The sequence below is a fragment of the Streptomyces sp. NPDC096012 genome (assembly GCF_040426375.1).
Lineage (GTDB): Bacteria > Actinomycetota > Actinomycetes > Streptomycetales > Streptomycetaceae > Streptomyces.
The window spans coordinates 1-22,850 of record NZ_JBEOTD010000007.1 but is presented as its reverse complement, the minus strand read 5'-3'; the positions used below and the strand labels follow the sequence as shown (position 1 = coordinate 22,850).

Sequence of the window (22,850 nt, the reverse complement as noted above, 5' to 3'; positions counted from 1 at the left end):
CGCAGACGGTACCCATTGTTCACCGCCGGAACAAAGGGGTCCGGGTGAAGAACGGGGAAAGCGCGGGGGTCGGCGACGGGGAGACGAAAAAACCCCGCCCCGGCGCGTACGGGGGAACGCGCGCCGGGGCGGGGGGTCCGTGGGGACGGGGGTGACCCTCACCAGGCCTTCGGGATGCGAGCCGGGGAGGTGAGGGCGCCGTGCGGTGAGCGGCGGCCCGCTGTCACTTCAGGTGCAGCTGCTGGCCCGGGTAGATCAGGTCGGCGTCCTGGACGATGTCCTTGTTCAGCTCGAACAGCTTCTGCCAGCCGCCCTTGACGCCGTGCTTCTCGGCGATGGTGCCGAGGGTGTCGCCCTTGACGACCTTGTACTCGCCGTCGCCCTTCTTGACCTTCTTGCCGGTCGGGGTGGTGACGGTCTTCTTCGCGGCGGGGCGCTCGGCGGACCGGGAGGCGGCCTGGCCGTCGGTGGAGCGGGCGGTGGTGCCGGCCGACGAGGTGGTCTTCTGCGACGACGCGGTGCCGCCGGACGGGGCGGCCGGGGCCGAGCCGTTGTTGGGGGTGCTCGACAGGCCCGTGCCGCAGACCGGCCAGGCGCCCTTGCCCTGCGCGGCCAGGACCTTCTCGGCCACGGCGATCTGCTGCGCCTTGCCGGCCTTGTCGGCGGTGGCGGCGTACTGCGTGCCGCCGTAGGCCGCCCAGGTGGAGGCGGAGAACTGCAGGCCGCCGTAGTAGCCGTTGCCGGTGTTGATGGACCAGTTGCCGCCGGACTCGCACTGGGCGACCGAGTCCCACTCGGAGGTGGTGGCGGCGGAGGCGTTGCCGGCCGCCATCAGCGGGGCGGCGACGGCGGCGCCGGTGACACCGGCCAGCGCGACGGCGCGGACGGCCTTGGACGGACGACGGTGCTTGCCCTTGCCGGAAAACAGCATGGATCGATCCCCTCACCGACGCCTGCGAGGTGAGCTGTCGGGTTCGGGCCGGTTGAGTTGCCCGGCCGCACTCCCGCTTGCGCGGTGTGCGGCTTCACCCCCAGCCGGTGCCAGCTCAACTGCTGGTCCCGGCACTTACCTTGGGTCCCCCGCTCCTGCCTTCGGCGCTTGACGCGACGACTGTTCCCGGACGATCGCTGGCAGGATTCGGCGTTGCGACTGCCGGGGCTCGTGGTGACGAGCGGCCTCGACCGTAGACACGTGATCGAGGGAATTTCAAAGACGATCAGGGCTTCTGAGACTCATCCCACACTTTCACCAAACCGGACATCAGCGGCGAACCGGGACGTCAACTACGGCTGGTTTGCGTCCGTTTCGGGGTCGACTTCCAGGGTCTGACCGGCAGTGATGTTGTTCGGGTCGGCGCCGATGGCCTTCTTGTTCTCGGCGTAGAGCGCCCGCCATCCGCCGTCGACCGCAAGGGAGTCGGCGATGGAGGCGAGGGAGTCGCCCTCGCGGACGGTGTAGGTGCCCGGTTCGTGGGAGGCGTGCCGGCCCGACAAAGCGGTTTCCTGACCGTTTGTCACGCTTTCGTCCGCACTTCCGCCACGGTGACGCCCACCAGACGTGAGGGCGCCGGTGTCGACGAGGCTCCAGGAACCGGCGCTCTGCTGGTAATTGCCCGAGTTGTCGGTACCGGGAGTGGTCGCGGCCGAGCCGTCGCGCTGCTGCGGGTCTCCCGTGCCGGGCGAGGTGGACTTGTCGGACTTGGGTGCCTTGGTGCCGGTCGAGCCGGCGTCGGCCCCGGGGGTGGCACCGGTGTCCTTGCCCGGACCGGAGGCCGGCGCGCCGGGCGAGCCGGTGGAGGAGTCCGAGCCGGAGCCGGCTCCCGTGCCCGCGCCGGAGTCATTGCCCGGGTCCGAGGGCTGCGCATCCGGCAGACCGGACGATTCGGAACCGCCGGCCGATCCGGAGGAGCCGTGCGACCCACCGGAGCCACCGACCCCCGTGTCGACGTCCAGGGAGCCCGAGTTCGACGTCAGCCCGGACAGCAGGGCACAGGTGGCCCAGGGAGTGGTGCCCTTGCCGGCGAGGATCTTCTCGGCGACGGCGATCTGCTGCGAACGGCTGGCCTGGTCGGCGCTGTCCGCGTACTGGAGGCCGCCGTACTTGTCCCAGTCGTCCTGCGAGATCGCCAGGCCGCCGTAGTACCCGTTGCCGGTGTTCGCGCTCCAGGAGCCGCCGCTCTCGCACTCGGCCACCTTGTCCCACGTGGTGCCGTCGGCGGCGTTCGCGCTCGCGGCGCCGAGCAGCGGGATGGCGATGGCCGTGCCGGTCACTCCGGCCGCGACGAGGAGTGCCGGAGCCTGGCGGGGGCGACGGTGACGACCGTTCCCGGAGAGCATGCGGAAGCCTTTCGTGCGACAGCGGGGCCGGCGCGGCGGATGAAGCTCGTCGCCGCGCTGATGGGTGAACGTATAGGCAGACGATCACTTGTCACAAGTTCATGCCGCGCAGATCACGTGAAGATCACATTGTTGAAGAGCCGTCATATTCGCCGCCGCGGGGGTCGTCGCGGGCCGGGGTGAACTCCACGGGCAGGGTGCGCAGGCCCCGCATGATGAGGCCGCCGCGCCAGCGCAGCTCGGCCGGGTCCGCGCCGAGCCGCAGGTCCGGCAGGCGGGTGAGGAGGGTGGCCAGCGCGGTCTGGCCCTCCAGGCGCGCGAGCGGCGCACCGAGGCAGTAGTGGATGCCGTGGCCGTACCCGAGGTGCTGGTTGTCCCGGCGGGTGAGGTCCAGCACGTCCGGGTCGGCGAACCGCTCCGGATCCCGGTCGGCGGCGGCGAGCACGACGAGCACCGGGTCGCCCGGCGCGATGTGCTGCCCGCCGATGGTGAGCGGCTCGGTGGCGAACCGCCAGGTGGCCAGCTCCACCGGCCCGTCGAAGCGCAGCAGTTCCTCCACACCGCTGGCCAGCAGGTCCGTCTCTCCCCGGGCCAGGGACTCCTGCAGCCGGTGGCGCTGCTCGGGGTGGGTGAGCAGGGCGTAGGTGCCGTTGCCGATGAGGTTGACCGTCGTCTCGAAGCCGGCGAACAGCAGGATGAAGGCCATGGCGGCGGCCTCGTTCTCGGTGAGGTGCTCACCGTGGTCCGAGGCGCGGATGAGGGCGGAGATGAGGTCCTCGCCGGGCGCGGGCTCGGCGGGCAGCGCCTCGCGCTTCTTGTGGATCAGCTCGGCCAGATAACCGCGCATCTTCTTCACCGACCGGGCGACCCCGCCCCGGGGCCCGCCACCGTGCCGGATCATCATGCCCGCCCAGTCCCGGAAGTCGTCCTGGTCCTCGCGCGGGACGCCGAGCAGGTCGCAGATGGCGTAGATGGGCAGCGGAAAGGCGAACTCGTGGATGAGGTCGGCGGAACCGGTGCGCGCGAACCGGTCGATGAGGTGGTCGGCCAGCTCCTGCACACGGGGCGCGAACTCGGCGACCCGGCGGGGGGTGAACGCCTTGCTGACGAGCCTGCGCAGCCGGGTGTGGTCCGGCGGGTCGATGTTCAGCAGGTGCGTCATCAGCTCGGCCTTGCGCTCGCCGGGGATGCCGGTCTTGCCCTTGGCGTGCGCGGGCTCGTCGTGATGCGCCGGGTTCTTGCTCAGCCGCTGGTCGGCCAGGGCCTGCTTGGCATCGGCGTACCGGGTGACCAGCCAGGCCTCCACCCCGCTGGGCAACCGGGTCCGGTGCACGGGCGCGTGCTCGCGCAGCCAGGCGTAGGCGGGGTAGGGGTCGGTGGCGAACTCCCAGGTGAAGAGGTCGGGCGCGCGGTCCGGGTCGGACGGGAGGCGGGGCTGGTCGGTCACCCCTCGACGGTATCCGGCCGGCCGGACCACACCGCCGGCGCGTCCGGGGACGGTCGGTGCGGGGGTGCCTCCCGGGAGACCGGTGCTTCGGCTCGGGTGCCTCCCGGCGTACGCGCCGCCGGGATGCGGCGCCGACGCGTCCCGGCGCATTCGCCGTACCCCTCTTCCTCGCGGAGTGCGCCGGTGTTCGCCCCGTGTCTCCTGCGGGGCGTTCCCTCCGAGGCCGCGTCCGCGCTAGGCCTCCCCCGGGGCCGTCCCCTCCGTCGCCCGTATCGCGTCCCGGTAGGTGCGGGCCGCCGCTCTCAGTGCCGCCTCCGGGTCGACGCCGGCCGCTTCGGCGCGGACCGCGAGCGCCAGGAGTTCGTACCCCACGCCCTCCCCCTGCGGGAGGGGCACGTCCAGGTGTGCCGTGCGGGCGCGGGACGCGAGCTTGGCGGCCAGGGCCAGGCCGGGCTGGCCGAGGGGGACGCCCTCCGTGACCGAGGTGCGCCGCTTCTCCTCCGCCTTGGTGCGCAGCCAGTGCTCCTTGACGTCCTCGGGAGTCTCGGCCGTCTCGTCGCCGAACACGTGCGGGTGGCGGTGGATGAGCTTGGCGACGATGCCCCCGGCCACGTCGTCGACGGAGAAGGGCGCGTCCGGGTCCTCCTCGGCGATACGGGAGTGGAAGACGACCTGGAGCAGGACGTCGCCCAGTTCCTCGCGCAGTTCCTCGCGGTCGCCGGCCTCGATCGCCTCGACCAGTTCGTACGCCTCCTCGATGCCGTACTTGGCCAGGCCCTGGTGGGTCTGCCGGGAGGACCACGGGCATTCGGCGCGGATGCGGTCCATCACCTGGACCAGGTCCAGGAGGCGGGCACCGGGCAGGTCGTAGGAGGCGGGGAGCAGCTCCAGCTCCGGCATGGAGATCCGCCCGGAACCGGCCAGCCGGGCCAATCCGTCGGTGAGCGCGGGCTCGCCCTCCCCCGTCGCCACGACCACCACCGTGCGCCCGCCGGCGCAGGCGTCGACCAGCTCCTGCGCGGTGGGAGAGGTCTCCTGGAGGGCTATCCCCGCCTCGCGCAGATACGGCAGCTGCGGATGCGCGCCGTCCGCGCACAGCACCGCGTCGGCCTCGCGCAGGGCCTGCCAGGCGGGCCAGGACAGCAGGCCGGGAGCCACCCGGTGGCTGGTGGTGAGCAGGACGATGCGGCCGGGGTCGGGACCGGTGGGACCGCCGACGGCGGCTTCGGGGCTGCTGGATGCGTTCACGATCCGAACGTAACCCACCGCGGGACGGAGCGGATTTGGTTGTCCACAGGGACGAGTGACTCTTGTGATCGTATGACCGACAGGCCTCCGGTCCCAGCCCGACCGCCGGCCGTGCCCCGTCCCGGCCCCACCGCCGGCCGTGCCTCCAGCCGCGGCTTCCGCGCCGGGGGCCAGGGATGGCGCCATGTCGTCCAGGGCCCCTCTGCCCGGCCCGGCGCCACGGCCTCCCGCGCGCCGGGGCCGGAGTGGGCGTTATGCCGTCAGTGGCTGGTCGGCGGCCCTCGTGACCTCACGCACCCAGGGCGTCTTGGCGTCCACCCGGCTGCTCTTCTGCACGTCCCAGGAGCCGTAGCGCGGGTTGAGGTTCACGTGGAGTGCCGCGGAGGCCTTGGAAAGGGCCTTCCAGAAGGGTGGCTGGCTGGTGTCGGTGCCGAGCTTCGCCGCGAGCTTCTGCGCCTCCAGCTGCAGGCGCAGGTTGTCGTCGAGGCGCGCGGGTGCGATGCCGTACTTCTGCAGCCAGGCCGTCTCCAGCCCCTTGGCGCCGCCGACCTGCTGCTCCAGGCCCGCGCGCATCTGCTGGATCTCCTTGCGGGTGACCGAGACGCCCTCGTCCCGCGCGGCCCGGTGCAGCACCTGGTCGAGAACCATGTTGTGCAGGGTGTCGCGGGTGAGGCTGCCGGTGGAGGAGACGACCTGGTCGTACTGGGTGTCGTCCGACACCGCCGCCCGCTGGGCCTTGCGGACCTCGTTGACCCGGTTCTCCAGCTGGGAGACGGTGATGCGCTGTCCCCCGACCACCGCGGCCGCGCCCGGGTGCGCATCGTTTCCGCAGGCGGTGAGGACGGGTGCCGCGGCGGCGATCGCGGCGGTGAGGACGAGCGCGGTGCGACGGCGGCGGTGCAAGGAGACCTCCAAGGGAGCTTGTGCGGCGGTGCACAAAGTCTTGCGGTGATCGATGGTAGGCAGTGGGCAGGCTGCGGCCAACCCATTCGACCAACGATTCGCGCGCGCTTCGGGCACCGCCGTGTCCCCGGGAGGGGGGCCGCCCGTGTGTTCCGGTCAGCCGGTGATCGCCACCGGCCCGTCCCACGCGTCACGGTCGACGGTGATCGTGACGCCGTTGCGCGTCTCCTTGCTGTTGACCATGTACTGGTGGGCGCGGCTGTGGCCGGTGAACTGGGTGGCGCCCCACGGCCAGTCCGCGGTGGTGGTGTTCTGCTTGTCCCACAGCGCGTACCAGAGGTTGCCCGGCAGGTCCGTCTTGTCGGTGGCGGTGGCCACGGCCTTGGCGCTGGAGCTGCTGAAACCGTAGTAGCCGGCGCGGTACGTCTTGGCGTGCAGGCCCTTGTCGAACGCGCGCACATAGGCCAGCACGGCGTCGTTGCACGCCTTGTTCGTGGTGTCGTACGCCTCCATGTCCAGGTAGATCGCGCTGCCGGCCTTCATGCCGAGCGCGGAGGACTTGGCGACGGCGTCGGCGGAGTCGGAGGCACCGAGGGAGGCGGCGGTGGCGGCGGTCAGCTTCTCCGGGTTGGAGCCGGACTGGCAGGGCGGCTGGGCGCCGACGTAGATCGGGACGAGCTTCCAGCCCAGGGCGGTGACGCCCTTGACCCAGGTGGAGGTCAGGTTGGGCTGGGCGCAGCCGCGGTTCTTGCCGCCCACGTAGACGGCGGCCGCGCCGTAGAAGCCGGTGTGCCAGGCCTTCATCGCGGACTGGGAGGGCGCCGTGCAGGTGTCGAAGGCGCGGCCGGTGAACGTCTTCTGCGCGGGCCAGGCGGTGGCGGCCATGGACTGCTGCGCGGCGATCCCGCCCCCGGCGACGACGGCCGCTCCGGCCACCGCCCACGTGATGTATCTGCGCTTCTTGGACTGCCGATGGCCGGCCATGAACCCCACCCCTGATGTCTGTGCGATGTCGTCCGGTGTGCGCCGGGCCGCGTTTCCACGCCGCCTTCACGGTCTCGTCGAGCCGCGCCGTCCGGTGAAAACGAAGCGCACCGTATCCGGCCCCGCCTGTGCTTTCGGGAAAACCGGGCCCACGGAGTTCACAAGATCCTTCCAAGGGCCGGCCAAGTCTAGCCCCGGACCTGCCCCAGCCATTGCAGGGTGCGCCGGATCTCCACGGCCATCGGGTGGCCGGGACCGTGGACCCGCTCCACGTCCATCACCAGCCGTGCGAGCGCGTCGTGCGCGGCCGGCCGGTCGCCGAGGGCAAGCAGCAGATGGCCGATGCGCCGGCGGACCTCGTGGGCGAGTTGCGGGTCGCCGGAGACGTACTGGTTCTCGTAGTACGGCAGCAGCGCACGGTACTCGGCGAGTGCCGCCGCCGGTTCACCGAGCTGTTCCAGGCACTGCGCGGCCTCGTAGCGGAAGCGCAGGGACTGCGGGTCGGCCTGGCCGGCCTCGGCGGCGCGTTCGTCGGCGAGACGGCGCAGTTCGGGCAGCGCGCGCCGGTACTGGCCGTCGTCCATGAGCGTGGCCGCGTACTGCTTGCGCAGGGTGCGCACCACCGGGGAGTGCTCACCGTGCTGCTCGGCGGCCGCGGGCAGGATCGTGCCGAGGATGTCGACGGCCTGGGTGATACGGCCCTCGCCCAGCAGGCGCTTGACCTCGTCCACGGCAGCGGCCACATCGGGCTTGTCGGCCACCGGCGGCGCGGGCGCGACGGGAGCGGGCTGGGGTGCGGGGGTCCGCGCGCGGTCCGGCCAGGGGGCGTGAGGGCGCAGGAAGGGGCGCGTGGGGTCCAAAGGCGCCCCTGTGGGCATCCCGCGCGCCGGCAGAAGCAGCGCCAGGTCCTCGTACACCTCCTGCGCGGACGCCGGACGGTGCTGCGGGTCCTTGGCGAGCAGCCGCAGGACGAGGGTCTCGAGCGTCTCGGGGACCTCGGGGCGGATGCGGCGCACGGGCAGCGGGGGCTCGTACAGGTGCCGGTGCAGCACACCGAGCGCCGTGGAGCCCACGAACGGCACGTCCCCGCTCAGCAGTTCGTGCAACAGCACGCCCAGCGCGTACAGATCGGTGTACGGGCCGACCGCGCCGCCCATCGCCTGTTCCGGGGCCATGTAGGCGGGCGAGCCGATCGGCGAGCCGGTGTGGGTGAGGCGGGTGGTGTCGGTGTCCATGACGGAGGCCACGCCCAGGTCGAGGACGGTGACGGTGCCGTCCTGCTTCACCATGACGTTCCGCGGCTTGAGGTCGCGGTGCACGATCGGCACGGCGTGCACGGCGCTCAGCACGGCGCACAGTTGCGCGGCCACCGCGACCGCCCACTGCCACGGGTACGGAGTGTGTTCGGCGAGATGGTCGGAGAGGTCGGCGCCGTCCACGTACTGCATGACGAGGAAAAGCTCCTCGCCCTCCCTGCCCGCGTCGTGCACCGTGACCAGGCCCGGGTGGTCCACCTGCGCGGTCACCCGGCACTCGCGCACGAACCGGCGGCGCAGCTCGTCGGCCTCCTGGCCCGCCACCTTGTCCGGACGCAGGAGCTTCACCGCCACACGCCGGTCGAGCCGCTGGTCGTAGGCCGTCCAGACCTGGCCCATGCCGCCCTGTCCGATCAGCGTGGACAGTTCGTAGCGGCCGGCGACGACACGTCCCGTCGCCACGGTCACCTTCCGCCCTCGTGGCCGGCGTCCTGCCTGCCGTCGGGGCCGCCACCCGGCTCACCGTCGCGCCGGACGTCGTGCCGGCGCAGATAGTCGCTCAGCTCGTCCAGTTCGGCGCGCACCTGGTCGATCCGGGCGGGCGCCGGGCGCTGGGACGGCGGGGTGGGCAGCGGGGAGTGCGTGGGCGGCATGGGAGGCGGTGTGTGCGGGGCGGTGTGAGCCGTCGGGGCGGTGGACTGGTGGGGCACGCTCGGCGCGACGGGCGGGGTGGGGCCGGAGGGTGCGGTGTACGGGGTCGCGGGGCCGGGGTAGCCGTACGCCGGGGCCGACTGCTGTGCCGAGTAGGCCTGCTGCCGCATCATGAAGTGGCGTATGTCCGCGGCCAGGTAGTACGCCGTCGCGCACACGAGAGAGCCCAACAGCAGCAGCATGCCGACGTCGCCACCGGTGGTGTTGACCTCGTCGCCGGGCTCGTTCGCCAGCAGAATGACGCTGAGGACGTCTGCCGCCAGCACCGCCACGAACAGGCCCCAGTCCAGCGAGCGGCGCGTGACGGCCGCCAGCCGCAGCAGCATCACCCAGCTCAGGAAGCCGATGCTGAGGAACCCGAGCACCACGAACAGCACGCGCAGGAAGACCAGCCACCCGGTGTGCGGCGGCTGCTTCACCGGCTGTCCGTAGCCGTGGCCGTGCATGGCTGCTCCTGTTGCCTGAAGTGGGCGTACGCGTCCGGCCGGCGCGCTCCGCGGGGCGGGCGACGCCGGTCGGGTGATTATCGCTTCGAGCATATGGCCCGACACGGACATGCGGGTCGGCCTGTACCGAACCGTTGTCCGGCACCGCGGTCGCCCGGCGACGGAGCGGCGGTCGATCCCGGTGGAGGGTGGCCGAGCGGGCGGGACGGCGGCCGGGCAACGGCGACACCGGCCGGGCGGCCGGCCGCCGGCGGAGCAACGGAGACGGTGGCCGAGCGGGGCCGGGGTGCGGGGCGGGCAGCGGCGGTGTGCCGTTCGACCGGGTCGGCCGGGGTCGGCGGGAAGTGCGCCCGGTCAGCCGGGTATCCGGGTCTGTCCGGTGAGCCGGGTCAGTCGAGTCAGTCGGGGGGTCGGGTCGGTCGGGGGCGGCGGGTCGGTCGGGGGCGGCGGGTCGGTCGGGGGCGGCGGGTCGGTCGGGGGCGGATCAGTCGAGTCAGTCGGGCATGACCGTGCCGTCGGTGAGGCCGTCGTACATTCCACGCACGAGATGCTCCCCGAGCCGGCTCGCGTGGCGCAGCGCCCGCTCGAACTCGTCGAGTGCGCGGAAGCGTGCGCCGTAGCGCCGTTGTTCCTCCAGCGGGAGCCGGGGCAACTGCAGACGGCGCACGTCCAGCCGGGTCGCGGTGGAGGCATAGCTGCTGGCCTGCCTGTTGTTGGCGGTGCCGCGCAGGAACCCGGCGAGGAACCAGGGGTCGAGCGCCGTGCGGTCGGGGCGCAGGAGCACCAGGTTGCGCCCCAGGACGGCGCCGCCGGACGCCTCGTCGATCACCCGCGCCACAGAGCCCCCGCCGACCACCGGTACGACGACGTCGCCCGGTTCGGTCAGTACGGCCTCCTCCTCGCTCTCGGGAAGCGTGCCCGACGGCGCGGTTCCGGCGAGGACGTCGTGGTCGGTGAGAACGGGCACGCGCGCGTGGCCCCCGTTTCCGCCGGCGCACATCACCAGCGCGCTCCCGCGCGCGAGTTCACCCACGGTCGTGAGCGGCCAGCGGGCGGCCGGCGCGGGCTCCGCGGGGGGCGGGGTGAGATCGGCGGTCAGGCGCAGGGTCGCGCCCAGGCGCTCGCGCACGGCCGCGAGCTGCTCCGCGCCGTCGGCCGTCGCCGGCGGCAGATGCCGGGCGGGCGCCAGGTCCACGTCGTCGTCGAGGAGTTCGATGACCGCCACGGAACGGGCGAGCCCCGGCCGCTCGTCCAGCCGTCCCACGCGCGCGAAGACGCGCCAGGCGTCCAGGACCGCGTCGCGCACGGCCCCCCAGTCCGGGCCGCCCCGCCCCTCCCCGGCGAACCTTCCGGTGTCCACCAGCAGGACCTCGGGCGTCACCGGCGACCGGTCGGGCCGGCGCAACACCCACAGATGCAACGGGATGTTGTACGGCGGCGCCGCCCCGACCGGCAGCGCGACCACGGCCCTGAGCGCACCCCGCCGCAGCAGGTCGGCACGGATCCGGCGCCCCGAACGGCGGGATGCGACCGCCGGCGGCATGAGCAGGACGGCGGTGCCGCCGTCGGTCAGCCGGGCCAGCGCGTGCTGCACCCAGGCCAGCTCGGACTCGGTGCGCGCCGGGAAGCCGTACTCCCAGCGGGGGTCGTAGGCGAGTTCGTCGTGGCCCCAGTTGCGCTCGTTGAACGGCGGGTGGCACAGGACCGCGTCCGCGCGCAGCTCCGGGTAGGCGTCGGCGCGCAGGGTGTCGCCGGCGGTACCGCGCACGGTGGCCCGCGAGTGCAACGCCAGCCGCAGCGCCGTGAGCGCGGCGAGGTCCGGGGCGCTGTCCTGGGCGTACAGCTCCTGGCCGGGGCGGACGTCGACGGCACGCAGCAGGGCGCCGGTGCCGCAGGCCGGGTCCAGGACGCTGCGGGCGGGGCCGGCGAGGTCGGCCATGAGACCGGCGAGTACGGCCGGGGTGAGCGTGTACTGGCGCGGGTTGGCGTCCAGGTGCCGCCCCAGCAGGAATTCGAAGGTCTGCCGCGCCCCCACCTCGGCGGCCAGCTCGGCGGCTCCGCGCAGGAGCGGGACGGAGGGGAGAAGTTGGGGGCCGGTGGGAGTGCGGAGGGCAGGGGTGCCGGGGGTGGCGGTGCCTGGTGGGGCGGAAGCGGCGTGTGTGGCGGGTGCGCCGCCTGTGGCCTGTGGGCCCGGTGTGACCGGAGCGCTGTGATCGGTGGTGGGCGGGGTGTGAACGGCCGGAGCGCTGTGACCCACGACGGGGTTGCTGTGCACGGCTGGGGGGGCGCTGTGAGCGTCGGGCGGAGTGTGAACTGTCGGCGGGACGTTCACAGGGCGCGAGGGCTGTTCGGCGTTCACAGCCGGCGGGGTGGGTGCGGGGTTCACGCTCGTTGTCGCGGGTGCCGCGTTCACAGCGGGGGTGGTCGGCACGTGGTTCACACCCTGTGCACGGCCGGCAGAGTTCACACCTGTCGCCGGGTCCGCGGACCGGCCGCCGTGAACCGCTGGACCGGGCGCGAGCCCGAACCGCGGTGTCAGCACCTGCTCCAGCGCTCCGGGCAGCATCGCGGCCAACCTCGCGTCCGAGCCGGCGCTCGCGTCGAGCCAGACGGTCGGGCGCTCGCTGATCAGCAGCAGCGCGCAGCCGGTGTGCACCAGGGCCGTCAGCGGACCCTCGGGATGACCGGCGAGCTGCTGCCAGACACGTTCGCGCAGCGGAACCTCGGCGAGCTTGCCATGCTTGCGCAGCCAGGCCTCGACCTCGGCGAGAGCGAAGGACGGACTGGTCTCGCTGCCGCCGACCGGCCCGGGGAAGTCGGCATGCCGACGGCGCCAGTTGCTCACGGCGGCACGGCCCACTCCGGCCAGCCGCGCGATACCGGCCGCGGTCACTTCTGTCGCGTTGTCCTGCACCGGCCCCCGCTCCCCTCGTCCCGTGTGTGCGCCGAGCATACCGGCGTACACGAGACCGAACTTCACGCTCGTGTACTCAACTTGACCTGTGAATCGTGTTGACTCGGTTCACGGGCTCTGGTCTTATTGACCCAGCGAAACGAGCGGTCACCGGAGGGGGCGGCCGCCGCTTCGGGGAGGGATTCGCTATGGGCATGAAGGCCAGGAGCGCGCTCGGCGCCGTCGTCGGGATCGCCGTCATCGCACCAAGGACGCCGAGCACGGGTTGAACTCGGTCCTCGCCACCAACGTGACCGGCAGCGCCGTCGTGACCATCAGCCCGACCGACGCCTACTTCAAGGCGGCCGGCTGCGGCGAGTGGAAGAAGGCCTGACCCGGCCCCACCGGCCAGCCGGCCGGCGTCTCCCTGCCATCGCGGTGTCCGTGTCCCACTCCTGGGCGCACCATCGCTCACCGCGCTTCTCTCCGTAAGAAATCGCCATGCGCCCCACCGCGCGTCCACCCTGTGTCCCGGCTTCGCGTCGGCCTCGGTGGCTTCCGTGACCCGCCTTTGACGCTTCGTCTCCGTCATCGGTCCGTGGCCCGGCCGCCTCGGGCCTCCTGGCTCGTCCGGCCGCGCCTCATCGGTCACGGCCGCCGGCCCCGCACCCGGCGGGCATCCGGTCCCGGACGCCGTACGGCACGCCGTACACACACTCCCCCGTTTCACCTTTCTCCTTGAAGGACTGTCATGCGTCTCCCGTCCCGTGTCGCCACCGCTCTTGCCGTCGCGGCTCTCCCCCTTGCTCTCTCCGCCTGCTCCCCGGGTTCCTCCTCCGACACCGGCACCGGTGCGAGCGCCAAGCCGGCCAAGGCGAAGGACCTCAACGCGGGCCTGCTCACCGGCACGCAGCTCAAGCGGGTGCTGGCGCCCGCGTCGGCGTTCCCGGCCGGGTTCACCCGTGAGGCCGACGGTGCATCGGACAGCGGTGGCCAGTTCCTCGCGCCGTCCGGGAAGAGCGCCGCGAAGCCGGACTGCACCAGGCTGGAGGCGACGTCCTGGATCCAGCTCACCGGTTTCAAGACGGGCGTGTCCTTCGCACAGGACGACTACGTGAACCAGGACAAGACCGAGGAACTCGCCCAGGAGGTCGACGCCTTCCAGGGCGCCACGGCGAAGGCCGTGATGAAGGGCCTGCGTTCCGTCGCCACCGGGTGCGCCACCTTCACGGACACGGACACCCACGCCACGGTGAAGGTCACGGGCCGCTCCACGGCCGGCCTCGGGGACGAGGCGTACACGATGACGCTGACGAGCGGCACCTGGGAGAACGGCACCACGCTCGTCGCCGCGCGTTCCGGCGGCACCGTGGTGACCGTGCTGTCCACGGCGGGCAGTGACAACGGTGCCGCCACCGCCACGAAGCTGACGACCCGGCTCCTGGGGTCCCTGAAGGCCAAGTCGGCGGCGTAATACGCACTGCGGGCGGTTCGGCCAGGCGGGCTGGTCCACGGGCCCGGCCCGCGGACGCCCCGCCCAGCCGAACCACAGGCCCGGCTCCCCGGCCGGGCCGAGGGGCGGGGCCGTCCGGAGGAGCCCCGCCGGACAGGCCCGTCTCCTGGTCACAGCAGGTGCCGCATCCAGACGTCGGGCTCGACGTAGACGAGTGCCGCGGCGAGTTCGGCGGGGACACGGCCGTAGTGAGCGTGGCCCACGGGGTCGTCGGTCACGAACCGAGCCGCAAAGGGCCCCGTCAGCGACCGCAGTCCCCGCTCACCGAGCCCGGAAACGCTCCGGTGCCGTGGTCGGGTTGCCGCCCGAGGGGAGTTTCTGGTTCGGGCAGGTGGCGAGGACCTTTTTCATGGCGGTCTTCTCGGCGGCGGTGACCCAGAGGCCGTACTTCTTCTTGACGGCCACCTGCGCGGCGACGTACGTGCAGCGGTACCCCTTGTCGGGTGGCAGCCAGGTCGCCGCGTCGCCGTCCCCCTTGCCGCGGTTGGTGCTCGCGTCGACGGCGATGAGGTTGAGGGGGTCGTTGGCCAGCGCTATGCGCTTGCCGGGGGCCCAGTACTTGGCACCCTTCTGCCAGGCGTCCGAGAGGGCCACGACGTGATCGATGTCGACCTGGCTGCGGCCGCGCCGGTAGGTGATGTCCTTGCCGGAGTACGGGTCCGGCTGGAGCAGGCCGTAGGAGACCTTGCAGGTGCCGCCGGTGAACTTCACGCTCCGCAGATCGCGTTTGAGTATGTCGTCGCGGGTGTCGCAGGAGTTGGAGTCGGTGTCCGCCCAGGCGGTTCCGAACCGGGCGCGCGAGTAACCGGTCTTGGGCGCACGCCCCTTGACGGTCAGTGAGCCGGCGGCGGTCAGGGCCGCGCCGCCGCTCCCGTTGTCCTCGGGCCCGGCGGCCCCGTCGGCCTGCTCGGACTTGCAGCCGGTCACGGCGACCAGCACGGCCACGGCGGTGACCGCCCCGCCCCTCAGACGCGTCACGTCGCGTTCCCCCTGCTCGCCCCTGGCCGCCCCCGGGTGCGGGCGGATCGTCCCACCCCCACGGTAACCGCCTTTGCCCTCCCGGCGGATAGGCCCCCCGAAGCTTCACTTCCGCGGGACCGGAACGGCGCTCGCATCGCGGACGGCGAGCAGGACGGGGACGACGGTCAGGCTGTCCGAGGCGGAGTGGCGCAGGACTGCCCCCGACTCCGGGCAGTCGGAGCCGTGCGGAGAGAGCGCGGTACGGCAGGAAAGCGCCGTGCAGAGAGCGCGCGGTACAGCGGGAGAGCGGGAGAGCCGCAGTACAGAAGGAGCGCCGTACGGAACGGTGCACAGCCCCCTGCACACCGCCCCCTACGCCTCCTGGCCCCGCCCTCCCCGCAACGCCTACGACCCCAGGATCGACAACGCCTACGACCCCAGGATCGACGCCAGGAACTCCCCGACCCAGCCCAGCAGTTCCCGGCCGATCAGCGGCTTGCCGCCGACCTTCGCGGTCTTCGGGCGCGGGACGAGGACCTGGTGCAGGGACGGCTTGATGACCGTGCCCGGGTACAGCCGCTTGAGCCGCAGCTCCTGCGACTCGCGCAGCTCCACGGGGGCGAAACGGATGTTGGCGCCCTGCAGCACCACCTCGCCGACACCGCACGCGCGCGCGAGCATCCGCAGGGCGGCCACCAGCAGCAGGTTCTCCACCGGTTCGGGCAGCTTGCCGTAGCGGTCGGTGAGTTCCTCGCGGACGGCCTTGATGTCCTCCTCGGAGTTGGCCGAGGCGATGGCCCGGTAGGCCTGCAGGCGCAGCCGCTCGCCGGGCGCGTAGTCGTGCGGGACGTGCGCGTCCACCGGCAGCTCGATCTTGACCTCGAGCGGCGGCTCCTCCTCGATCTCGCCGGTCTCCAGCTGCCGCCGGTAGTCGGCGACGGCCTCGCCGACCATGCGGACGTACAGGTCGAAGCCGACACCGGCGATGTGGCCGGACTGCTCGCCGCCGAGCAGGTTTCCGGCGCCGCGGATCTCCAGGTCCTTCATCGCCACGTACATGCCCGCGCCCATCTCCGTGTGCTGGGCGATGGTCGCCAGGCGCTCGTGCGCGGTCTCGGTGAGCGGCTTCTCCGGGGGGTAGAGGAAGTAGGCGTAGCCGCGCTCCCGGCCCCGTCCCACGCGGCCGCGCAGCTGGTGCAGCTGGGACAGGCCGAAGGTGTCGCCGCGCTCCACGATGAGTGTGTTGGCGTTGGAGATGTCGATGCCGGACTCGACGATCGTGGTCGACACCAGCACGTCGAACTTCTTCTCCCAGAAGTCGACGACGACCTGCTCCAGGGCCGTCTCCGACATCTGGCCGTGGGCGGTGGCGATGCGGGCCTCGGGGACGATCTCGCGTAGCCTGGCCGCGGCGCGGTCGATGGACTCGACCCGGTTGTGGATGTAGAAGACCTGGCCCTCGCGCAGCAGTTCGCGGCGGACGGCGGCGCCGATCTGCCGCTCCTCGTACGGCCCGACGAAGGTCAGCACCGGGTGCCGCTCCTCGGGCGGCGTGGTGATCGTGGACATCTCGCGGATGCCGGTGACCGCCATCTCCAGGGTGCGCGGGATCGGGGTGGCCGACATCGTCAGCACGTCCACGTTGGCACGGAGCTTCTTCAGCTGCTCCTTGTGCTCGACGCCGAACCGCTGCTCCTCGTCGACGATGACCAGGCCCAGGTCCTTGAACTTGGTCTCCGAGGAGAACAGGCGGTGGGTGCCGATGACGACGTCCACCGCGCCGTCCTTCAGGCCCTCCAGGACGGCCTTGGCCTCGGTGTCGGTCTGGAAGCGGGACAGCGCCCGGACGTTGACCGGGAACTGGGCGTACCGCTCGGAGAAGGTGCCGAAGTGCTGCTGGACCAGCAGGGTCGTGGGCACGAGTACGGCGACCTGCTTGCCGTCCTGTACGGCCTTGAAGGCGGCCCGCACGGCGATCTCGGTCTTGCCGTAACCGACGTCGCCGCAGACCAGGCGGTCCATGGGGATCGACTTCTCCATGTCCTCCTTGACCTCGGCGATGGTGGTGAGCTGGTCGGGGGTCTCCGCGTAGGGGAAGGCGTCCTCCAGCTCGCGCTGCCAGGGGCTGTCGGTGCCGAAGGCGTGGCCGGGGGCGGCCATGCGCGCGCTGTACAGCTTGATCAGGTCGGCCGCGATCTCCTTGACGGCCTTCTTCGCGCGGGCCTTGGTCTTCGTCCAGTCCGCGCCGCCCAGGCGGTGCAGCGTGGGCGCCTCGCCGCCGACGTACTTGGTGATCTGCTCCAGCTGGTCGGTCGGGATGTACAGCCGGTCGCCGGGCTGGCCGCGCTTGGCGGGCGCGTACTCGACGACCAGGTACTCGCGCGTGGCGCCCTGCACGGTGCGCTGCACCATCTCGATGTAGCGACCGACGCCGTGCTGCTCGTGGACGATGTAGTCGCCGGGCTCCAGGGTGAGCGGGTCGATGGTCTTGCGCCGGCGGGCCGGCATGCGGGCGCCGTCCCGGCTCGCGGTGCGCTGGCCGGACAGGTCGGTCTCGGTGAGCACGGCCAGCTTGAGCGCCGGGTCCACGAAGCCGTACTCGATCGAGCCGCAGGAGACGTGCACCACGGAGGGGCTCAGTTCGCCGAGGTCGGCGTCCATGCGGGCCGCGATGCCCTCGCCGCCGAGCACCTCGACCGTGCGGGAGGCCGGGCCGTGACCCTCGGTGACGAACACCGTGCGCCAGCCGTCGGCCAGCCAGCCCTTGGTGTCGGCGAGGGCCCGCGCGGTGTCGCCGCGGTAGGTCTCGGGCGCGTGCATGCCGAGCTTGAGGGTGCTGTCGTCCAGTTCCAGGTCGGCGGCGAACGGCGAGACCGACCACCACATCATGTCCAGCTCGCGCGCGCGGTCGCGGACGTCGGCGAGGGGCCACAGGGAGGCCGCGTCGAGGTCGATGGGGGCCTCGCCGCCGCTGGCGGTGGCCGCCCAGGAGGCCTGGAGGAACTCCTGGCTGGTCGCCACGAGGTCGGCGGCGCGCGTGCGGACCCGCTCGGGGTCGCAGACGACGGCCATGGCGCCCTTGGGCAGCACGTCGAGCAGCAGCTCCATGTCGTCCACGAGGACCGGGGCCAGGGACTCCATGCCCTCGACGGCGATGCCCTCGGCGATCTTGCCGAGCAGTTCGCCCAGCTCGGGGTGCTCCTCGGCGAGGGCACGCGCGCGGGCGCGTACGTCGTCGGTGAGCAGCAGCTCGCGGCAGGGCGGCGCCCACAGTCCGTGCTCGGCGACCTCCAGGGAGCGCTGGTCGGCGACCTTGAAGTAACGGATCTCCTCGATCTCGTCGCCCCAGAACTCGATGCGCAGGGGGTGTTCCTCGGTGGGCGGGAACACGTCCAGGATGCCGCCGCGCACGGCGAACTCGCCGCGCTTCTCGACGAGCTCCACGCGCGCGTAGGCGGCGGCCGCGAGGGCTTCCACGACCTCGTTCAGGTCGGCGGTCCGGCCGGTCCGCAGGGCCACGGGTTCCAGGTCGCCGAGGCCCTTGACCTGCGGCTGGAGCACGGAGCGCACGGGCGCGACGACGACGGAGACGGGGCCGGTCTCGGGGTCGTCCGGGCGGGGGTGGGCGAGGCGCCGCAGGACGGCGAGGCGGCGGCCCACGGTGTCGCTGCGGGGGCTGAGCCGCTCGTGCGGGAGGGTCTCCCAGGAGGGGTACTCCACGACGCTCTCGGGGGGCAGCAGGGAGCGCAGGGCAGCCGTCAGGTCCTCGGCCTCACGGCCCGTCGCCGTCACGGCCAGCACCGGGCGGCCGGCCTCGCGGGCCAGGGCGGCGAGCGCGAAGGGGCGGCTCGCCGGGGGGCCGACGAGGTCGACGTGCATGCGGTTGCCGTCCGCTGCCGCCTTGATCGCTTCCGCGAGGGCGGCGTCCTTGACGACGGCGTCGAGCAGACCGTGCAGGCTCATGGAGGAGGTTTTCCGTCCTGGTGTGGGCAACGCGAAGAGCCCGACTCTTGTGACGGGCCGGGGGTCTCCAGCGTACGACGGTGCCGGCGCCGGTGTCGGAGCCTGTGGACAACCTCCGCGTCCGGGCCCGTGGGCCACCTTCGCGCCGGAGCCTGTGGACGCCCTCGTCCCAGGTCGGTGCCGGCGCCGGTGCCGATGCCCGCGGACGGCCTCGGCCCGGCCCGGGACCCGCAGAAGGACCCGGTGCCGGGAAGCCCGAAGACTTCCCGGCACCGGGTCCCTCCCCCCGCAACCCCCGTATGCGGTGGTCGTCCCGCACGGCCCGGATGCGGTGGCCGCACGGTGATCGTCCCGCACGGCCCGCATACGGTGGCCGCACGGTGGTCGTCCCGCGCGGCCCCGCATGCGGTGGCCGTCGGACCGGCCCGTCGGCTAGTCCGTCGCGATCGCGTTCAGTACGTTCATCCGGCCCGCCCGGAACGCCGGGATCAGCGCGGCGAACAGGCCCACGAAGGCCGAGCCGACGAAGACCGCGGTGATCGTCGGCCAGGGGATCTCCAGGATCTTCAGGCCCTCCAGGGCGAGGAGCTTCTGGGCGGTCGCGCCCCAGCCCATGCCGAGGCCGAGGCCGAGCAGGGCGCCGAAGACGGCGATCACCACGGACTCCAGGCGGATCATGCGGCGCAGCTGGCGGCGGGAGAGGCCGACGGCCCGCATGAGGCCGATCTCCCGGGTCCGCTCGACCACGGACAGCGCCAGGGTGTTCACCACGCCGAGGACCGCGACGATGATCGCGAGCGCCAGGAGGCCGTAGATCATGTTCAGCAGCTGGCCGATCTGGTCCTTCAGCTCCTGCTTGTAGTCGGTCTGGTCGCGCACGGTGTACTGCGGGAAGTCGTCGTGCAGCGCGGCCTTGAGCGCCTTGTAGGCGGCGCTCTCCCGACCGTCCTCGGCGGTGGCGAAGACCAGGACGTCGAGCGGCATGCGGTCGGCCGGCACGTACCTGGCCGCGGTGGCGATGGAGGCGTACATCGCGCCCTTTTCGATGACGGCGTCGTCGCTGGTGATCGCGCGGACCGTCAGCCTGGCCGTCCTGCCGTCCTTGAAGTCGACCGCGACGGTGGAGCCGAGTTTCAGGCCGTGCTTCCTGGCGAAGCCCTCGAAGACGGACATCGAGTCGGGCCTGTAGGCGTCGGCCAGGTTGCCGGCGACCGTCTTGGTGCGCAGGTCCCGCGCGTAGGACGGGTCGGCCGCGTTGATGGACGCGTCCTTGGAGACGCGGCCGTCCGGGGTGGTCAGGGTCGCGTCCAGGACCCTGTACTCGGTGACCCGCTTCAGGCCCGGCGTCTTCTTGATCGCCTCGACCGCCTGCGGGACGATCTCCTTGCCGTTGTCGTCCTGGATGATGAAGTCCGTGCCCACCGTCTTGTCCAGCTGGTCGGTGGCGGAGGCCACCATGGACGAGCCGACCACCGACAGGCAGGCCACCAGGGCCAGGCCGATCATCAGGGCGGCGCCGGTGGCACCGGTGCGGCGCGGGTTGCGCAGGGCGTTGCGCTCGGCCATCCGGCCCACGGGTCCGAAGATCCGCAGGATGAGCGCACCGAGGACGCGGACCAGGCCGCCGGCGAGCAGCGGGCCGATGACGACGAAGCCGATCAGGGTGAGCACCACGCCCAGGCCCAGCCAGCCCGAGCCGGTCTTCGCCTGGTCGGCGGTGGCCGCGATGCGCAGGCTCAGGCCGCCGCCGGCGGTGAGGAGCAGGCCGATGACGGCCCGGACGGCACCGGCCCTGGCGTCGGCCGGGGCACCGGCGTCGCGCAGTGCGGCCATCGGGGAGATCTTGCCGGCACGCCGGGCCGGCAGGTAGGCGGCGAGGACGGTGACGACCACGCCGAGGAGCAGGCCGAGCGCCGGCGTGGTCCAGGCGACGGTCAGGTCGTCGGTGGACAGGTGCATGCCCATCCGGCCCATGAGCTTCATCAGGCCGACCGCGATGCCGATCCCGGCGCCGACTCCGAGGACGGAGCCGAGCACGCCGAGCAGCAGCGCCTCGATCAGCACCGACCGGTTGATCTGCTTGCGGGAGGAGCCGATGGCGCGCATCAGGCCGATCTCGCGGGTGCGCTGGGCGACCAGCATGGAGAAGGTGTTGACGATCAGGAAGATGCCGACCAGGAAGGCGATCCCGGCGAAGCCGAGCATCGCGTACTTCATGACGTTCAGGATGCCCTGGAGGTCCTTCCGGTTGGCGTCGGCGACCTCCTTGGCGGTCTGCACCCGGTAGCCGTGTCCGAGGGCGGCGGTGACGTCGGCCTTCAGCCGCTCGTCGGTCACGCCCCGGGCCGCGGTGACGTTGATGTCGGTGTAGACGCCGGTCCGTCCGACCAGGGCCCGCTGGGCGGTCTTGGTGTCCAGGTAGAAGATGGCCGCGCCGGGGTTGGTGACCTTGAAGGCTGCGATGCCGGACACGCGCGCGTGGTGCGTGCCGACGGCCGTGATCACGCCGATCTCGTCGCCGAGCCTCAGGCCGTGCTTGTCGGCCGTGTCGGCGTCGACCATCACCTGGTCCGGGCCCTTGGGCGCCGTTCCGGAGGTGATCTCCATGGTGCGGGCGTCGTTGCCGTTCCAACTGCCGACGATGGTGGGCGCGCCGCTGCTGGGCGACAGCTTGTCCTTGCCGGCGTCGACGACGGTCACCGAGGTGGAGAACACCGTGCCCTCGGCCGAGCGCACGCCGTGGGCCTTGCGGACCTCACCGAGGACGGAGGCCGGCATGACGGGCGGCCTGCCGGTGCGGGAGGTGGTCTCGCCGGTGTCGGAGGAGCCCTTGGCGCTGACCTGCACGTCCGAGGAGGTCGCCTGGAAGAGCTTGTCGAAGGTGGTGGTCATGGTGTCGGTGAACACGAGCGTGCCGCACACGAACGCCACCGACAGCAGCACCGCGACCGCCGACAGGGCCATGCGGCCCTTGTGCGCGAGGAAGTTGCGCATCGAGGTCTTCAGGACGGTCATGACGTACGCCCCCGGGCGTCGAAGTCCTTCATGCGGTCCAGGACCTGATCGGCCGTCGGCTGGAACATCTCGTCGACGATCCGGCCGTCGGCGAGGTACAGGACGCGGTCCGCGTAGGAGGCGGCCACGGGGTCGTGCGTGACCATCACGATGGTCTGGCCGAGTTCGTCCACCGAGCGGCGCAGGAAGCCCAGGACCTCCGCTCCCGCGCGCGAGTCGAGGTTTCCGGTCGGCTCGTCGCCGAAGATGATCTCCGGGCGGGCGGCGAGGGCGCGGGCCACGGCGACGCGCTGCTGCTGGCCGCCGGAGAGCTGCGTCGGCCGGTGCTTGAGGCGGCCGGCGAGCCCGACGGTCTCCACGACCCGGTCCAGCCAGGCCCGGTCGGGCTTGCGGCCGGCGATGTCCATGGGCAGCGTGATGTTCTCGATGGCGTTCAGTGTCGGCAGCAGGTTGAACGCCTGGAAGATGAAGCCGATGCGGTCGCGGCGAAGCCGGGTGAGCTTCTTGTCCTTCAGGCCGGTGATCTCGGTGTCGTCCAGGTGGATCTGGCCGCTCGTCACGGTGTCGAGCCCGGCGAGGCAGTGCATCAGCGTGGACTTGCCGGACCCCGAGGGGCCCATGATCGCGGTGAACTGGCCGCGGGTGATGTCCACGTCGACGTGGTCGAGGGCGACGACCCGGGTCTCGCCGGACCCGTACGCCTTCACGACCTGCCGCGCCCGCGCGGCAACGGCCGTACGTTCTCCAGTGCCCCCGTGCCTGGGAATGGTTACAGCCGATGTCACGGTATGTCTCCTATATCGGTCGGCAAGTCTGTGGCTGGTGCTCCGGTGTGCCGAAGCGTCGTCCTGGGTACGTCCATGAGTCTCGCGGCCGGCGCGGTGCCGCGCGCTGGTGCGAAGCCCCCTCTTTCCAGGGGGAAAACCCCACCCCCGCCGGTGAGGCCGACCACCCCGGGCGGCGAGCCGCCGGGCCGTCGGCCGCTCCCCTGCGGCGTAAAGCCAGGTTAAGGACCGCACCCGGCCCGGCTCCTCGTCCGCCGGGACGAACCTCCCCCGAGCCGCAGTACGGAGGTACCCCTAGTGATCTGGTCTTGAGTTCACGTCTCGCCACGTGAGTCGCGGTTCGTTTCAGATTGCGGTCTGGGCGGTGACAGCGGCTGGCGGCTGCGGTC

Annotated in this window: 15 protein-coding genes and 1 riboswitch; of the genes, 2 read left to right on the top strand and 13 right to left on the bottom strand. The window is 72.2% G+C overall.

The window, feature by feature from the left end; genetic code table 11:
• Positions 1 to 223: 223 nt before the first annotated feature.
• From ABVB68_RS09840 to ABVB68_RS09800, 9 genes are all read right to left on the bottom strand, one after another.
• Positions 224 to 931, bottom strand: coding sequence for a transglycosylase family protein (locus ABVB68_RS09840; RefSeq protein WP_353600506.1), 708 nt, complete (start codon positions 929 to 931; stop codon positions 224 to 226).
• Between the two features lie 4 nt (positions 932 to 935).
• A riboswitch (cyclic di-AMP (ydaO/yuaA leader) is annotated at positions 936 to 1,108 on the bottom strand.
• A 176-nt stretch (positions 1,109 to 1,284) separates the two neighbouring features.
• A complete protein-coding gene (locus tag ABVB68_RS09835) occupies positions 1,285 to 2,337 on the bottom strand; it encodes a transglycosylase family protein (protein ID WP_353600505.1) in 1,053 nt (350 codons plus the stop codon).
• A gap of 124 nt (positions 2,338 to 2,461) precedes the next feature.
• Entirely contained in the window at positions 2,462 to 3,784 is a 1,323-nt protein-coding gene (locus ABVB68_RS09830; protein WP_353600504.1) for a cytochrome P450 family protein, read from the bottom strand.
• Between the two features lie 234 nt (positions 3,785 to 4,018).
• Positions 4,019 to 5,032, bottom strand: a complete 1,014-nt coding sequence (locus ABVB68_RS09825; protein WP_353600503.1) for a nucleoside triphosphate pyrophosphohydrolase — start codon at positions 5,030 to 5,032, stop codon at positions 4,019 to 4,021.
• A 252-nt stretch (positions 5,033 to 5,284) separates the two neighbouring features.
• On the bottom strand, positions 5,285 to 5,935 hold the full coding sequence (locus ABVB68_RS09820; RefSeq protein WP_353600502.1) for a SurA N-terminal domain-containing protein: 651 nt from the start codon (positions 5,933 to 5,935) through the stop codon (positions 5,285 to 5,287).
• A gap of 156 nt (positions 5,936 to 6,091) precedes the next feature.
• Positions 6,092 to 6,919 (bottom strand): glycoside hydrolase domain-containing protein, encoded by an 828-nt coding sequence (locus tag ABVB68_RS09815; RefSeq protein WP_353600501.1) that lies wholly within the window; start codon positions 6,917 to 6,919, stop codon positions 6,092 to 6,094.
• A gap of 188 nt (positions 6,920 to 7,107) precedes the next feature.
• Positions 7,108 to 8,601: a protein kinase domain-containing protein gene (locus ABVB68_RS09810; protein WP_353600679.1), complete on the bottom strand. Its 1,494-nt coding sequence runs from the start codon at positions 8,599 to 8,601 to the stop codon at positions 7,108 to 7,110.
• 38 nt (positions 8,602 to 8,639) lie between these two features.
• Positions 8,640 to 9,332, bottom strand: a complete 693-nt coding sequence (locus ABVB68_RS09805; protein ID WP_353600500.1) for a hypothetical protein — start codon at positions 9,330 to 9,332, stop codon at positions 8,640 to 8,642.
• A gap of 493 nt (positions 9,333 to 9,825) precedes the next feature.
• Entirely contained in the window at positions 9,826 to 12,246 is a 2,421-nt protein-coding gene (locus ABVB68_RS09800; protein WP_353600499.1) for an N-6 DNA methylase, read from the bottom strand.
• 181 nt (positions 12,247 to 12,427) lie between these two features.
• Here ABVB68_RS09800 and ABVB68_RS36880 point away from each other — a divergent pair, with 181 nt between their 5' ends.
• A complete protein-coding gene (locus ABVB68_RS36880; RefSeq protein ID WP_503006065.1) occupies positions 12,428 to 12,619 on the top strand; it encodes an Rv1352/Rv1906c domain-containing protein in 192 nt (63 codons plus the stop codon).
• 357 nt (positions 12,620 to 12,976) lie between these two features.
• The gene (locus ABVB68_RS09795; protein ID WP_353600498.1) at positions 12,977 to 13,699 is read left to right on the top strand and encodes a hypothetical protein; all 723 of its coding nucleotides are present in this window, start codon (positions 12,977 to 12,979) and stop codon (positions 13,697 to 13,699) included.
• Between the two features lie 300 nt (positions 13,700 to 13,999).
• On the opposite strand, the gene ABVB68_RS09790 is transcribed toward ABVB68_RS09795, so the two are convergent.
• From ABVB68_RS09790 to ABVB68_RS09775, 4 genes are all read right to left on the bottom strand, one after another.
• A complete protein-coding gene (locus ABVB68_RS09790) occupies positions 14,000 to 14,716 on the bottom strand; it encodes an HNH endonuclease family protein (protein ID WP_353600497.1) in 717 nt (238 codons plus the stop codon).
• Positions 14,717 to 15,127: 411 nt separating this feature from the next.
• Positions 15,128 to 18,661 (bottom strand): transcription-repair coupling factor, encoded by a 3,534-nt coding sequence (gene mfd / locus ABVB68_RS09785; protein ID WP_353600496.1) that lies wholly within the window; start codon positions 18,659 to 18,661, stop codon positions 15,128 to 15,130.
• A 432-nt stretch (positions 18,662 to 19,093) separates the two neighbouring features.
• Positions 19,094 to 21,676, bottom strand: coding sequence for an ABC transporter permease (locus tag ABVB68_RS09780; RefSeq protein WP_353600495.1), 2,583 nt, complete (start codon positions 21,674 to 21,676; stop codon positions 19,094 to 19,096).
• Positions 21,673 to 22,461 carry an ABC transporter ATP-binding protein gene (locus ABVB68_RS09775; RefSeq protein WP_353600494.1) on the bottom strand — a complete coding sequence of 263 codons (789 nt, stop codon included), beginning with the start codon at positions 22,459 to 22,461 and terminating at the stop codon, positions 21,673 to 21,675. The genes ABVB68_RS09780 and ABVB68_RS09775 overlap by 4 nt, the downstream gene beginning before the upstream one ends.
• Positions 22,462 to 22,850: the final 389 nt, after the last annotated feature.